Source organism: Budvicia diplopodorum (assembly GCF_009800925.1).
In the GTDB taxonomy this organism is placed as follows: Bacteria; Pseudomonadota; Gammaproteobacteria; order Enterobacterales; family Enterobacteriaceae; genus Budvicia; species Budvicia diplopodorum.
Genome location: NZ_WOYF01000007.1, coordinates 1 through 13,168 on the forward strand (window position 1 = coordinate 1; position 13,168 = coordinate 13,168).

Below are 13,168 nucleotides of genomic sequence, written 5' to 3' on the forward strand. Positions count from 1 at the left end.
GGATGGTGATGCGGATGCTGATGACGTTACAGGGTGCGTCACCGGGCCGTATCCCTGAGTTGATGCGGGATCTGGAGAGTATGGGAAAAATGGTGAAGCTGCCGGTACGAAGAGAAAGGGCCTTTCCTAGAGTGGTGAAGGAAAGGCCGCATAAATATGGCAAAGCTAGGAACAAAAAAGCCAGTCAGTTGCTTAACTGACTGGCATTACTAATTAGCCCGCTATTAATTTTTCTATTTTTATTTTATGGTATTGGCCAAATCGACCCCCTAGCGCGTCTGACAAGGAATATCATGAAAGAATGGAACCCTGAGCTGTATCTGCAGTTTGAAGCAGAAAGAACCCGTCCTGCTCGTGAATTATTGGCCCGAATCGATCATTCCGATGCAAAATATATCAGCGACCTTGGCTGTGGTCCGGGTAATAGTACGCAATTGCTGTATCAGGCTTATCCACAAAGCGCCATTACCGGCGTAGACAGCTCCGAAACGATGTTGGTTCAGGCCAAACAGCGCTTGCCTTCCTGTCGATTCCAACGGGCAGATATCAGTACCTGGCAGCCCGATGTGGCTCAAGACATTATTTACGCCAACGCCTCGCTGCAGTGGGTATCTGGCCATCAGAAGCTAATGCCACATTTGGTACAACAGCTTACTGACGGCGGTACTCTGGCGTTTCAGGTACCGGATAACCTCGATCAGCCGTCACATGCGCTCATGCGTAAAGTGGCGATTGATGGCCAATGGGAAAGTAAAATTGGTGAAGACGCATTTCGCAGTAATCGCTTGCTGACGACTAATGCGTATTACGATTTGCTGAGCGGCTGTGGTTGCAAAGTCGATACTTGGCGCACCACCTTTTACCACGTGATGCCGTCAGTATCAGCCATCGTTGAATGGGTGCGTTCAACCGGTTTACGCCCATTTCTGAACCCGCTCCATGAATCTGAACAACAAGAATTTCTCCACATGTACCTGAGCGAGCTTGAGCAGGCTTACGGTGTGCGTAAAGACGGCAACGTGCTGCTGGCATTTCCACGGTTATTTGTCGTGGCTCAGCGGTGATCATTTTTTGATTTTAGAACAGAATATGCAGATTAGCAGTGGATCAAGTGGAGGCCCGATGAGCGGTTTGTTAGATGAAATGAAAATGTTGTTAAAGAAAGAGGGGCTTTTGCAGAAGGATCTCTATTTTGCTGATTACGAAACTTTCGAAGAGATCCCGCTGTTTTCCCGCACTGCTCATATTGATTTTCTTCAAGATTTCACCTTTGATGAAGAAAATACCATTCTGATTAATCAGGCTATCGGTTTGGCGGACAATGCGCACAAAACCGCCATAGGTAGCTTGGCTAACGATGCCGATGATTACTTTGTTTGCGTGAGCATAACCGGCTGGAAAGACATAAAAGAGCTTAATTGCCTCACGCCTAACCTGTATATTTCCAGACGTAGAGCCTGGCTGCTGTCGTGCCTGAATCTGGAGCAACATCATACTGCGCAGGAAGTGTTGATTAATCGCTACCTGCTCGCATCCGGGCTGGAAGAGTATATGGCTTACTCATCAAAAAGCGCCGGCGGCGACCCGGTTCGTATCTATATTGTTAATCAGCGCTATTTTCAACTGCATTCGTGATGTATCCGTGCCAGCTATGGTTGGTGGCCGGCACGGGAGAAGATGAATGAGAGGGTGCTGACAACGTGGTTTAATTTGGTTTCAGCGTAAGTTTCGTCCGCATCATCAACGCCGGAATATTGTTTTTCCGAGCGGACGAAGCGCTTCACGTTTATTAAGAACGATATTCTCGTATAGGTTTGTCAACAGCCCAAACTATCGTTTGGTTATTCGATCGAAGGTTCCGTCGGTAGCAAAATGAGTTTTTTGGGCTTGCTGCCAGCCGCCAAACTCCCCATCGACGGTGAACAGGGTGAGCGCCGGGAAGCTGCCAGAAAACTGTTTTAGCACGTCAGGATCGCGAGGCCGATAGTAGTTTTTAGCGGCGATAGTCTGGCCTTCTTTGGAATAAAGGTATTTTAGATAAGCCTCAGCCACCTCTTTAGTGCCGTTCTTTTCTACTACGCTGTCGACTATTGATACCGTGGGTTCAGCTAATATCGATACGCTGGGCGTAATCACTTCAAACTGGTCTTTGCCTAACTGCTCAACGGCCAGCAGGGCTTCGTTTTCCCACGCAATCAGCACGTCGCCAATTCCGCGTTCAACAAAGGTGGTGGTAGAGCCTCTGGCACCGGTATCCAATACCTGAACGTTGTCATAAAGCGCTTTCACAAAGGCCTCTGCTTTGGTCTGGTCGTTGTTGCTATGGCGTAATGCGTAGCCCCAGGCAGCAAGGTAATTCCAACGTGCGCCGCCGGAGGTTTTGGGGTTTGGCGTAACCACATTGATACCCGGTTTAATCAGGTCGTTCCAGTCATGGATCTGCTTTGGATTGCCTTTTCGTACTAACAGCACAATGGTGGAGGTATAAGGCGCTGAATTGTCAGGCAGTCGGACGATCCAGTCTTTACTTAGCTTTCCGCGTTCTGCAATAGCGTCAATGTCATAAGCCAGCGCCAGCGTAACCACATCGGCTGAAATACCGTTAATCACCGAAGAGGCCTGCTTGCCGGAACCGCCGTGCGACTGCTTAACGGTAACGTTATCGCCGGTCTGGCTATGCCAATAGGTTGAAAAAGCCTGATTGTATTGCTGATAGAACTCACGGGTTGGGTCATAGGATACGTTTAATAACTGAACGTCTTTTGCCAATACGCTGGCCGCAGTCAGCAAAAGAAGGATGCCAATATTCCAATTACGCATTTAACCGGCCTCATAGTGTGTGGGATAGGTACCTCACAGAGCGTGCCAGAAAAAGACCCAAGAGAATAAAGAATAAAAAAATCGGTTTTATGTCTATTTGGAATATATAAGTTTTTTTACTTTTCGACTAAGAGGTTCCATAGTGGTGCTTTGGCTCGAGCGGCACCCGTTGGCGCTGAGCAGGTGGCCGTGAATAGCCGAGCAACCCCTTGTCGGTAAATTGAATGTTAGCGAGGGTTAAAATACCGGCTAACTAACCGAATCAGGTGATGATATGAATATCAGTCAGGTGGCAGAAAAAACCGGTTTAACCAGCAAAGCTATTCGGTTTTATGAGCAGAAAGGGCTGATTAGCCCGCCGAGCCGCTCGCAAAACGGCTACCGGACCTATAATCCACGCAATATCGAGGAGTTAACGTTACTGCGCCAGGCCCGGCTGGTTGGTTTTACTCTGGAAGAGTGTAAAGAGCTGTTGGCTTTGTTCCATAGTTCAGATCGTCGCAGCGCCGATGTGAAAGCCAGAACGTTGGAAAAAGTCGCTGATATTGACCATCATATTCAAGAGTTAAGCCAGATGCGTGAACGCCTGATGGAGCTAGCCGAGCTCTGCCCGGGTGACGATGGCGCCGATTGCCCGATTATGGATAGCTTTACCAAATGCTGCCATCCCGCTAAAGGCTGAGATGAAAATTGAAAAACCTTCGGTTTGGGTAAACCGAAGGTGTGGGTTTTCTAAACTGAGGGCGTGGTTAACGCGTTTGTTGGTTCAACAATCAGGGTAATGCTCTCTACTGCCACAATCCTGATTTCAGCCCCTGCGGGTAGGTCTTGGGAGCATTGAATTCGCCAGCTACCGTCGGCAATAACGATACGGCCAACGCCGTGCACGATTGGCTCCGCTAAGGTCAGCTTTTTACCGATCAACAGCCGGTTTGGCTCATTAATCGGCCGGGTTTCGCTTTTGGCCCGGCTTTTCAGCCAGTACCACCAGAGAATGGCAACCACCATCGTCAGAGCTGAGAAGCCAGCCCATTGCCAGCCCCAGCTCATTGGAATTAGCCAGCTTATTGCACCGATAATAATGGCGGAAACGCCGCTCCAGAGCAGATAACCGTAGGCTCCGATCAGTTCGGCTGCCAGCAGTAGCCCGCCGAGAATCAGCCAAAAGTGGTACGGATTAACGATCAGGTCCTCAAAAATCTTCATTACTTTTTAGACTCAGCTTTGAGTAATTCGGCAATGCCGCCGATGCTTCCCATGAGGTTGCTGGCTTCCAGCGGCATCATAATCACTTTACTGTTTTGGGACGAGCCAATGGACCTTAGGGCATCGGTATATTTCTGCGCGACGAAGTAGTTGATGGCCTGAATATTACCGGACGAAATCGCATCGGACACCATCTGCGTTGCTCTGGCTTCCGCTTCAGCCGCACGTTCGCGAGCTTCGGCCTGCAGGAATGCGGCCTGTCTTTCACCTTCAGCCTTGAGTATTTCTGACTGTTTTTCACCTTCAGCGCGAAGAATCGCAGCCTGACGCACGCCTTCGGCTTCCAGAATATCGGCGCGCTTATTACGTTCCGCTTTCATCTGGGCGTTCATGGCGGCAATCAGCTCTGTCGGTGGGCGAATATCGCGAATTTCAATGCGGGTAATTTTAACGCCCCATTGATTGGTCGCTTCATCAACCACCATCAGTAAGCGGGTATTGATGTGATCGCGCTGAGACAGCATTTCATCCAGTTCCATAGCGCCTAACACGGTACGGATATTGGTCATCATCAGGTTCAGTATAGCGACCTGAAGGTTGCTGACCTGATAGGCCGCCAGTGCGGAATCTCTGACCTGAATAAAGCAGACGGCGTCGATAGTGACGTTGGCGTTATCTTTAGAGATGATCTCTTGAGAGGGGACGTCAAGAACCTGCTCCATTACGTTGATCTTACGGCCGATACGGTCCATAAACGGAATGATGATATTCAGCCCCGGCATTAGCGTATTGGTATAGCGACCGAAGCGCTCAACCGTCCACTGGTAGCCCTGAGGAACGACTTTAACGCCGGAAAAGATAATAACGGCCACCAGTAGAACCAGAATGGCGGTTAAAATAGTTGAGGTTGGAAGATCTATCATGGTGTTGTCCTTTGAGGTGTTTTTATCCAGTTTACGCGAAAAAATACATTAAGAAAGAGCCGCTAACCCCTCGTTTTTTCCTAATCTTTATTCTTAATGCCTGAGCAAATGGCAAGCCCTTTAGAGTAAGCCTAGCGCTGATTTTTTTAAGGCGCGACTTTTATCGCGTTTTCTTTATTAATTAACCCGATTGCTCTTGCGTTTGGCTGAGGGCCAAACCGTGTTGGTCACCGTTTACAATTTCTTTTCACTTACTTTACCCGTGCTTATCTTGAGCTAACTACCTGTCCGTCATAGGGTATTGGAAGTTTGATTGAGTGGCTCGTTTAGCATAAAAAGGAAAGGTTACCATGGCCAATCGGTTCAGAAATTCTCTTATAGGTCTGCTATGTTTGTCGATGGTTGGCTGTGCCGGTATGAGTGACGAAGACATGGGTACTGCCGGTATTGTTGTTGTCGGGTTAGGCGCGTTAGCCGCGGTATTGCTGCTAAGCGATGACGATGATGATGATAAACATAAAGGCCACGGCAGCAGAGACGGCCGTAAAGGCGGGCATGGAAAAGGTCACGACAGAGGCAGAGGCCATTCAGAGCGTCGTTAAGACTCATGCCTGTCAGTTAAGCGTTTGAGATACCAATCTGCTTGATGATTATCGGCCCAGCCCTCCGTTATCCCGGCGAAAGCCGGGGCCCAGCAGTTAAACCACGCGATGCTTTGCAAAAATGCTTAACCGACCAACGGTTGGCCCCACGCCACGTTTAGATCAAGCTATTTTACAATGCTCATCAATACAGCAACGAATATAGCTGGCGGCGATATTTAGCGGCCAGTGCATCACCGGTGCCTAAGGCGGCTAGAATATCCAACATGGTTTTCTTGGCGTTACCCTCGGCGGCATCAAGGCCGGTTTTCAGATGCTTAAGTAACAGTATCAACGCTTCTTCATTGCGGCCAACGGTATGTAGCTGAAGGGCTAGCTGCACGGCCAACGTGGCGTTGTCTGGCTCTGCGTCTACCTGCTGTTGTAATAGCTGAATTTCAGGCGTATCGGCAGCCTGCTTCAGTAATTCAATTTGAGCCACTAAGCCCTGATAGCGGGTATCGCGATCCTGTAACGGAATGGTTGCCAGAACGGCTTCGGCATCTTCACTGCGGGTTAGGGCTATTTGAGTTTCAGCCAGCATCAGACCAATATCACTGCGCTGATTGCTCAACTGCCACGCGTCTTTCAGCAACGGCAGGGCGTCGGCGTATTTACCTTCACGGATCAGTTCTTCGCCTTCCGCCGCCTTGAGATCTTCCGTTTTAGGCAGGAAACGGTCTAATAATTCACGAATAGACTCTTCAGGCTGAGGGCCCTGAAATCCGTCAGCAGGCTGAGCGTCTTTAAACAGATATACCGTAGGAATAGAGCGAATGCCGAACTGTGATGCAATCATTTGTTGGGCGTCGCAATCAATTTTTGCCAGCGTAAATTTACCCGCATATTCAGCGGTAAGCTTGGCTAATACCGGGTCTAATAGCTGACAGTGTTGGCTGCGTTCAGACCAAAAATAGAAAAGTACCGGAACCTGAGCTGACTGCTCAAGTACCTGCTGGAAGTTCAATTCGGTAACGTCAATCGTGAAATTAGCGGGCATACTGAGCTCTCTTTATTCGTTGTTTTATACCCTAGTTAACGGCCGTTACGGCTAACGGTGCCGCCGTTCCAATGACTTTGGGTATCCTTATACATATAAACTATATGAGGCCATATTGGCGGGCTTCAAGCCTCATTAGCCGTTGTTTCTTAAAATCATATCCATCCAGCGGTCCGGCAGCAGGCGTTTGCAGATTGCCATGGCTTTAGTCACCATCGTCACCCGATAGCGAATTTTAGCCCTTGGGCTTTCCAGCGCGTGGCGTAGTATAGGAATTAACGCCTGTGGCGGGAGGGTAAAGCGTTTGGCGACCGGAGGATTATGAACCGGGCTATCGGTTTGTGTCTGGTTCACATTCTGGCTAAATGAGGTACTGATTGGTCCGGGTTCGACCAGACTGACCTGAATACCGGTGCCGTGAAGCTCCATACGTAGCGCGTCTGACCAGGCTTCTAAGGCGTATTTACTGGCGGCATACAGGCCGCGCCCCGGCGTAGAGATAAATCCCATCACTGAACTGGTTTGAATAATCCGGCCTTCGCCCTGTTTAATCATGGCGGGCAACAGTAGCTGAGTAAGCTCATGCGCGCCGAACAGGTTAGTCGAAAACTGTTTTTCAAACTGCTGGCGGCTGATGGTGCTTAACCGGCCATAAACGCCGAACCCACCGTTGTTAAATAAGGCGTAAAGTTTACCGCCGGTCAACGCCAGAACTTCAGCCGCAGCCTGCTGAATGCTTTGGCTATCGTCTAAATCAAGCTTAATAACCTCAAATCCTTTCTGCTGTAAATCCTGTATATCTGCTGGTTTACGGCAAGTGGCAATCACCCGATAGCCGCGTAGCTTTAAATCTGTCGCGATGACTAAGCCGATACCGCTGGAACAGCCGGTAATTAAAATGGCCTTTTGCATAACTTTACATTCTCCATGGAAGCGGTCTATTTAGACTATTTACTTTGCGTAAGGCCAACGTATGGTGCAAGTTCTTGCGCCATTAAATCGGTGATAAACGGTTGGGCATCGGCGGTAGGGTGTATACCGTCAGGCTGTATCCACTCTGGCTTTAGCATCACTTTTTCCATAAAGAACGGCAGTAATGGAACCTGATATTGTTCCGCCAGTTTGGGGTAGATCGCCATAAATGAGTTGGTGTAGCGCTGGCCATAGTTTGGCGGGATACGCATTTGCATCAGCAGGGGCTGTGCCTTGGCTTGTTTCACTAATGTGATAATCTGTGAAAGGTCTCGCTCAATGTCTGCCGGCGGGAATCCTCGCAGCCCGTCATTGGCCCCCATTTCGATCAAAACCCAGCGGGGCTGATGCGTTTTGAGTAACCCTGGTAAACGATCGAGACCTTGGGCCGCGGTGTCACCACTGATGCTGCCGTTTACGATCTGCGGCGCTTTGGGATCGCTTTTCCAGCGTTCAGACAGCTGCGTTGCCCAAGCCTGCTGAATGGGTAACTGATAACCGGCGCTTAGGCTATCGCCCAGAATTAACAGCGTATCTGCTGCGGCAATACGCATTGATGACAATCCCAGTAACAAAAGGATCGGGATATGCCTGAAAAGAATGTTCTTGAAGTTCATCATTTGAATAAATTTGTTGGTGAAGGGGAGCATAAGCTAGACATCCTTACCGGAGTCGAGTTAGTTGTCAAATCTGCTGAAACAATAGCATTAATTGGCGAATCAGGTTCAGGAAAATCTACCCTGTTGGGGATTTTAGCCGGTCTGGATGACGGCAGCGACGGCGAGATCCAACTGTTGGGCCAGTCATTACCCGAGATGGATGAAGAGGCGCGCGCCGCGCTACGGGCGGCCAACGTGGGCTTTGTTTTTCAGTCTTTTATGTTAGTTCCTACTTTAACCGCGCTGGAGAACGTTCAACTACCCGCCCTGTTACGCGGTGATAATGAGCGCAGTAGTAAAGAGCAGGCGGTTCAACTGCTGCAACAGCTTGGTCTAGGACAACGGATGGGGCATTTACCGGCCCAGCTGTCCGGCGGGGAACAGCAGCGGGTGGCGATTGCCAGAGCGTTTATCGGCCGCCCGAAGCTGCTGTTTGCTGATGAACCTACCGGTAATCTTGATCGTCAGACCGGCGTGAAGATTGCCGATTTACTGTTTTCCCTCAACCGTGATTTTGCCACCACGCTGATTCTGGTTACCCATGACGAAACGCTGGCGGCACGCTGCCAGCGCCGCTTACGGCTGGTTGACGGTAAGCTGCGGGAGGAATCATGATCTGGCGCTGGTTTTGGCGGGAGTGGCGTTCGCCTTCGCTACTGATTGTTTGGCTGTCGCTGACGCTGGCGGTGGCCTGCGTATTAGCGTTGGGGAATATCAGCGATCGCATGGAACAGGCGCTGACTCAGCAAGGTCGGGATTTTATTTCGGCCGATAGGGTGCTGACATCCAGCCGCCCGCTTGACCCCGAGTGGCTACTTCAGGCAGATAAACAGCAGCTTACGCTCAGCCGCCAGCTTACCTTTATGACCATGGCTTACGCCAACGATGCTCCGGTGCTGTCATCCATTAAGGCGGTCGATTCAAACTACCCGCTTTACGGCGCGTTGGAAACATCCCCGGCTAACGTAAAGCCCGAGGCCGGTACGGTGTTGGTTGCTCCACGTTTACTGTCGCTGATGAATGCTAAGGTCGGCGACCAGATTGACGTGGGCGACGGAACGTTTCGCATTGCCGGTGAAGTGACGCAAGAACCCGATGCCGGATTTAACCCGTTTCAGACTGCTCCGCGAATTTTAATCAACTATGCCGATATTGATAAAACCGGCGCAATACGGCCGGGAAGCCGTTTAACCTATCGCTATTTATTTAGCGGTACTGAGCAGAACCTCAACCGCTATGGCGACTTTTTAACCGATCGGCTTAAACCGGATCAGCGTTGGTTTGGTACCGGGCAGTCGGGCACCGCGGTAGGAAAATCGCTGGAACGGGCACAGCACTTTCTGTTGCTGTCAGCGATTCTGACCCTGTTGCTTTCGGTGGCTGCCGTTGCCGTTTCTATGAGCCACTATTGCCGCAGCCGCTATAGCCTGATTGCGGTATTAAAAACCTTGGGAGCAGGGCGAAAGTCTTTACGTAAGCTGATTATCGGACAATGGCTTTCAGTTTTGGTACTGGCCGCGCTGGTTGGCTGTGGTCTGGGTTTACTGTTTGAACGTACGCTGCTGATGCTATTAGCGCCAATTCTGCCGAAAGTGATGCCAGAAGCGGGGGTGTGGCCGTGGTTTTGGAGCATCGGGGCGTTAGTCTTTATTTCCCTGATGGTCGGGCTACGTCCTTATAAACAGCTGCTGGCAACCCGGCCTTTACGGGTATTACGCAAAGACACCATCTCTGACGTTTGGCCGTTGAAAATCTATCTTCCGGCCATGATGCTGGCGGTGCTATGCCTGTTAACCGCATTGGTTGGTTTTAACTCCATGTGGTGGGGCGCACTGTTGGGTATTCTCGCGCTGGCCGTTGTGCTTGGCGGGCTGGGCTGGTGTAGCTTACTGTTGCTGCGTAGGCTGACGCTAAAAAACTTGGCCCTGCGTTTAGCGGTCAACCGCTTGCTTCGCCAGCCTTGGATAACAACCAGCCAGCTTTCGGCTTTCTCATTCTCTTTTATGCTGTTGGCGCTGCTGTTTATGTTAAGCAGCGGGTTACTGTCTCGTTGGCAGCAACAAATACCGCCGGGCAGCCCGAATTATTTCGTGATGAATATCGCCAAGCAGCAGTTGCCTGAATTGCAGCAGTTTCTGGTCGAGCATCAGATTGAAGCGGGTGAGTTTTATCCGATTATTCGCGTGCGCTTAACCGAGATTAATCAACAGCTGGCGACCAAAATCGTTAAAGAAGACGCACCGGGAGGCGAGGCGGTTAACCGAGAGCTGAATTTGACCTGGCTGAACGCTGCCAAGCCTTCTCCCAACGAGATTACCTCGGGTATCTGGCCGCCAAAAGCCGGTGAAGTGTCTATCGATAAGGGGCTGGCCGAGCGTTTAGGCATAACCATTGGTGATACGCTGGCGTTTACCGGTGATACCCAAACCTTTGAAGCCAAAATCTCTAGCCTGCGCCGCGTTGACTGGGAAAGCCTAAAGCCTAACTTCTATTTTATTTTCCCTGACGGGGCGCTGGATAATTTACCGCAGACTTACCTGACCAGCTTTCGTTATCCGCAGGACGGCCCGGCGCTGGTTCAGCTTAATCGCCAGTTTCCAACCCTAAGCCTGATGGATATCGGTAATATTCTTAAGCAGATTACCTTAGTGTTTCAGCAGGTAGGTGAAGCGCTGAAAGCGATGGTGGCGCTGGTGATTGTGTGCGGTACGTTACTGTTATTGGCTCAGGTGCAGGTCGGGATGCGCCAGCGCCGTCAAGAGCTGGTGGTGTATCGCACGCTTGGTGCCGGGAACCGGCTATTGCGACATACGCTGTGGAGTGAGTTTGCTCTAATTGGATTAGCCGCAGGCATAACGGCCGCGCTGGGCGCTGAAATCTCTCTGTGGTGGCTGCAATATAAGGTGTTTGATTTCCCGTGGCAGCCGAACTACCTGATGTGGATCCTGTTGCCCATGATTAGCGCGGCTTTGCTGTCGTTGTGCGGTGGCTGGTTGGGATTCAGTCTGTTGAAAGGGCGGGCGCTATACCGCCGGTATCAGGAATAACCTTAGGCTGTGTTTCGAATCCCGACCGGCGTCGGGATTCGGAAGAAGGTCGCGCTTACGCTTAATGTTTGTCAGTTAAGCATTTTTACATAATGTGGCTTTGCTATGCCGTATTATGTCGTCATCCCGGCGAAAGCCGGGACCTAGGTTTTAGCTAACACATTATACTTGGCCCCGGTTTTCACCGGGGTGACGGCGGGAAGGGCCGTGACGACGGGAAGAGGAAGCGATGATAATCAAGCAGATTACCATTTCAAGTATGTTGATGGCTCTTAACTGATAAGCATTAGCCGCTTACGCTAACTTTTCTATTGCCCACTCGATTCCTGACCAATAAACCTCATCCAGCATCGGTTTAATCTGGTCTAAGCTGGCTTTTAGCCTATTCGCGTCAGGATGCGTCAGGTTGATATGCCCGACTTTTCGGCCTTCACGCACCTCTTTGTCGTACCAGTGCAGATGAACCAGCGGCAACGAAAGCCACTGCGCGTTGACGGCGGTACCGATCAAATTGATCATCACTGACGGGGTTGGTACCTCTGGCTGCGGCATGGGCAGATCGAGAATTGCCCGCAGGTGCAGTTCAAACTGGCTAACGGATGCGCCGTTTTGCGTCCAGTGGCCACTGTTATGAACCCGCGGAGCCAGTTCGTTAATCAACAGCCGATCGCCGACGACAAAACACTCCATTGCCATCACGCCAACATAGTTTAGCTCATGCAAAATAGCCGCCAGCATTGACTCTGAGCGTTGCTGAAGCGGGGAGCCTGAATTGGGAAACGCAACGCTGGTGCGCAGAATGCCGTTTTCATGAAGATTGTGGGTAAGAGGATAGAAAACGCACTCTCCGTTTTTATTGCGGGCTCCAATCAGTGAAACCTCACCGTCGAAATTGATTCCCTGTTCAACAATACATTCACCATACGCGTCCGGCGGTAAATCATGCTGTTCATTCGGGCGGATCCGCCACTGGCCCCGGCCGTCATAGCCGCCAACCCGGCGCTTTACGATAGCTAATGAGCCTAGTCGTTTAAAAATATCCGGCCATTCAGTTTCAGCACTCAAGGGCTGCCACGGCGACGTTGCCAGATTCAGCTCATCTAATAGTTGCTTTTGCGTCAGCCGATCGGCCAATAGCGGGAAAATATCACGGTTAACAAAACCGGTATGGTGGGCCAGCACCTGAGTCAGCGCGGTGTCGGGCCAGCGTTCAATTTCTGCGGTAATAACGGCATGCTGATAGGGAACCGCTTCCGGTTCGGCATCTAGCCCGATCGGATAAACGGCGATGCCCAGCGGTTCACCCGCCTGACGCAGCATTCGGCCAAGCTGACCGTTGCCTAATACGCAAACTGGCTTCATGCCTGCTCCCTCGGATCGGGGTTATTCAGCACCTCATCCGTTTGGTTTTGCCGCCACTCGGTGAGGCGGGCATGAATGGTGCGGTCGTGCAGCGCCAGAATTTGAGCGGCCAACAGGGCCGCATTGGCCGCACCCGCTTTACCAATGGCTAATGTGCCAACCGGAATGCCTCGGGGCATTTGCACGATAGAATATAGGCTGTCTACTCCGCTCAGCGCAGCGCTTTGAACCGGAACGCCAAGCACCGGAACCAGCGTTTTAGCCGCCAGCATACCGGGTAAGTGAGCCGCGCCACCGGCACCGGCAATAATAACGTCAAAGCCGTTGGACTGAGCCTGCTCGGCAAAGTTGAATAATTTATCCGGCGTCCGGTGGGCGGAAACCACTTCAGTGTGGAAGGCAATATTCAGGCTGGTCAGTATCTCAGCGGCGAATTGCATGGTAGCCCAGTCGCTTTTGGATCCCATAACAATAGCAATTTTGGCCTTGGCAGCGTTGGCTGGCATAGGTGTGATGCTCCTGTATTCATGCAGGCAGT

General features: G+C 50.9%; 14 protein-coding genes and 1 pseudogene. 7 read left to right on the top strand and 8 right to left on the bottom strand.

All coding sequences use genetic code 11. The annotated features are described in order from the left end of the window. The 3 genes and pseudogenes from GVI43_RS08575 to GVI43_RS08585 all read left to right on the top strand — a co-directional run. Positions 1–200, top strand: a pseudogene (locus tag GVI43_RS08575) (IS4 family transposase); the annotation flags it as partial. 93 nt (positions 201–293) lie between these two features. Continuing rightward, on the top strand, positions 294–1,064 hold the full coding sequence (gene tam, locus GVI43_RS08580) for a trans-aconitate 2-methyltransferase (RefSeq protein WP_159566459.1): 771 nt from the start codon (positions 294–296) through the stop codon (positions 1,062–1,064). 58 nt (positions 1,065–1,122) lie between these two features. Further along, complete coding sequence (locus GVI43_RS08585) at positions 1,123–1,635, top strand: Imm15 family immunity protein (RefSeq protein WP_159566460.1); 513 nt, start codon at positions 1,123–1,125, stop codon at positions 1,633–1,635. A gap of 195 nt (positions 1,636–1,830) precedes the next feature. Here GVI43_RS08585 and GVI43_RS08590 read toward each other — a convergent pair whose 3' ends face one another. Next, the gene (locus tag GVI43_RS08590; RefSeq protein WP_159566461.1) at positions 1,831–2,820 is read right to left on the bottom strand and encodes a sulfate ABC transporter substrate-binding protein; all 990 of its coding nucleotides are present in this window, start codon (positions 2,818–2,820) and stop codon (positions 1,831–1,833) included. Between the two features lie 274 nt (positions 2,821–3,094). Here GVI43_RS08590 and cueR point away from each other — a divergent pair, with 274 nt between their 5' ends. After that, positions 3,095–3,502, top strand: a complete 408-nt coding sequence (gene cueR / locus GVI43_RS08595) for a Cu(I)-responsive transcriptional regulator (RefSeq protein WP_159566462.1) — start codon at positions 3,095–3,097, stop codon at positions 3,500–3,502. A gap of 50 nt (positions 3,503–3,552) precedes the next feature. Here cueR and GVI43_RS08600 read toward each other — a convergent pair whose 3' ends face one another. Together GVI43_RS08600 and GVI43_RS08605 are read right to left on the bottom strand one after the other, a co-directional pair. Continuing rightward, a complete protein-coding gene (locus tag GVI43_RS08600; protein ID WP_425482137.1) occupies positions 3,553–4,020 on the bottom strand; it encodes an NfeD family protein in 468 nt (155 codons plus the stop codon). 5 nt (positions 4,021–4,025) lie between these two features. Further along, complete coding sequence (locus GVI43_RS08605; RefSeq protein WP_159566604.1) at positions 4,026–4,925, bottom strand: SPFH domain-containing protein; 900 nt, start codon at positions 4,923–4,925, stop codon at positions 4,026–4,028. A 374-nt stretch (positions 4,926–5,299) separates the two neighbouring features. Between GVI43_RS08605 and GVI43_RS08610 the strand changes: the two genes are divergently transcribed. Beyond that, a complete protein-coding gene (locus GVI43_RS08610; RefSeq protein ID WP_159566464.1) occupies positions 5,300–5,551 on the top strand; it encodes a hypothetical protein in 252 nt (83 codons plus the stop codon). 184 nt (positions 5,552–5,735) lie between these two features. Here GVI43_RS08610 and GVI43_RS08615 read toward each other — a convergent pair whose 3' ends face one another. The 3 genes from GVI43_RS08615 to tesA form a co-directional block, all read right to left on the bottom strand. Further along, positions 5,736–6,590 (bottom strand): co-chaperone YbbN, encoded by an 855-nt coding sequence (locus GVI43_RS08615; RefSeq protein WP_159566465.1) that lies wholly within the window; start codon positions 6,588–6,590, stop codon positions 5,736–5,738. A gap of 135 nt (positions 6,591–6,725) precedes the next feature. After that, positions 6,726–7,502, bottom strand: a complete 777-nt coding sequence (locus GVI43_RS08620) for an SDR family oxidoreductase (protein ID WP_159566466.1) — start codon at positions 7,500–7,502, stop codon at positions 6,726–6,728. A 35-nt stretch (positions 7,503–7,537) separates the two neighbouring features. Beyond that, entirely contained in the window at positions 7,538–8,179 is a 642-nt protein-coding gene (tesA, locus tag GVI43_RS08625) for a multifunctional acyl-CoA thioesterase I/protease I/lysophospholipase L1 (protein ID WP_211959080.1), read from the bottom strand. Between tesA and ybbA the strand changes: the two genes are divergently transcribed. Beyond that, positions 8,150–8,836: a putative ABC transporter ATP-binding protein YbbA gene (ybbA, locus tag GVI43_RS08630; protein ID WP_159566468.1), complete on the top strand. Its 687-nt coding sequence runs from the start codon at positions 8,150–8,152 to the stop codon at positions 8,834–8,836. The two genes, tesA and ybbA, sit on opposite strands and share 30 nt — an antisense overlap. Then, positions 8,833–11,268, top strand: coding sequence for a putative ABC transporter permease subunit YbbP (ybbP, locus tag GVI43_RS08635; RefSeq protein ID WP_159566469.1), 2,436 nt, complete (start codon positions 8,833–8,835; stop codon positions 11,266–11,268). Before ybbA ends, ybbP begins: the two co-directional genes overlap by 4 nt. 294 nt (positions 11,269–11,562) lie before the next feature. Here ybbP and purK read toward each other — a convergent pair whose 3' ends face one another. Beyond that, positions 11,563–12,630, bottom strand: coding sequence for a 5-(carboxyamino)imidazole ribonucleotide synthase (purK, locus tag GVI43_RS08640; protein WP_159566470.1), 1,068 nt, complete (start codon positions 12,628–12,630; stop codon positions 11,563–11,565). Then, the gene (gene purE / locus GVI43_RS08645; protein ID WP_159566471.1) at positions 12,627–13,136 is read right to left on the bottom strand and encodes a 5-(carboxyamino)imidazole ribonucleotide mutase; all 510 of its coding nucleotides are present in this window, start codon (positions 13,134–13,136) and stop codon (positions 12,627–12,629) included. Before purE ends, purK begins: the two co-directional genes overlap by 4 nt. Positions 13,137–13,168 lie beyond the last annotated feature (32 nt).

What these genes read in the sequence shown, in the direction of transcription:
- tam (WP_159566459.1), top strand. Translation starts at nt 294, where the DNA reads ATGAAAGAATGGAACCCTGAGCTGTATCTGCAGTTTGAAGCAGAAAGA.
- GVI43_RS08585 (WP_159566460.1), top strand. Translation starts at nt 1,123, where the DNA reads ATGAGCGGTTTGTTAGATGAAATGAAAATGTTGTTAAAGAAAGAGGGG.
- GVI43_RS08590 (WP_159566461.1), bottom strand. Translation starts at nt 2,820, where the DNA reads ATGCGTAATTGGAATATTGGCATCCTTCTTTTGCTGACTGCGGCCAGC.
- cueR (WP_159566462.1), top strand. Translation starts at nt 3,095, where the DNA reads ATGAATATCAGTCAGGTGGCAGAAAAAACCGGTTTAACCAGCAAAGCT.
- GVI43_RS08610 (WP_159566464.1), top strand. Translation starts at nt 5,300, where the DNA reads ATGGCCAATCGGTTCAGAAATTCTCTTATAGGTCTGCTATGTTTGTCG.
- GVI43_RS08615 (WP_159566465.1), bottom strand. Translation starts at nt 6,590, where the DNA reads ATGCCCGCTAATTTCACGATTGACGTTACCGAATTGAACTTCCAGCAG.
- GVI43_RS08620 (WP_159566466.1), bottom strand. Translation starts at nt 7,502, where the DNA reads ATGCAAAAGGCCATTTTAATTACCGGCTGTTCCAGCGGTATCGGCTTA.
- ybbA (WP_159566468.1), top strand. Translation starts at nt 8,150, where the DNA reads ATGCCTGAAAAGAATGTTCTTGAAGTTCATCATTTGAATAAATTTGTT.
- tesA (WP_211959080.1), bottom strand. Translation starts at nt 8,179, where the DNA reads ATGAACTTCAAGAACATTCTTTTCAGGCATATCCCGATCCTTTTGTTA.
- ybbP (WP_159566469.1), top strand. Translation starts at nt 8,833, where the DNA reads ATGATCTGGCGCTGGTTTTGGCGGGAGTGGCGTTCGCCTTCGCTACTG.
- purK (WP_159566470.1), bottom strand. Translation starts at nt 12,630, where the DNA reads ATGAAGCCAGTTTGCGTATTAGGCAACGGTCAGCTTGGCCGAATGCTG.
- purE (WP_159566471.1), bottom strand. Translation starts at nt 13,136, where the DNA reads ATGCCAGCCAACGCTGCCAAGGCCAAAATTGCTATTGTTATGGGATCC.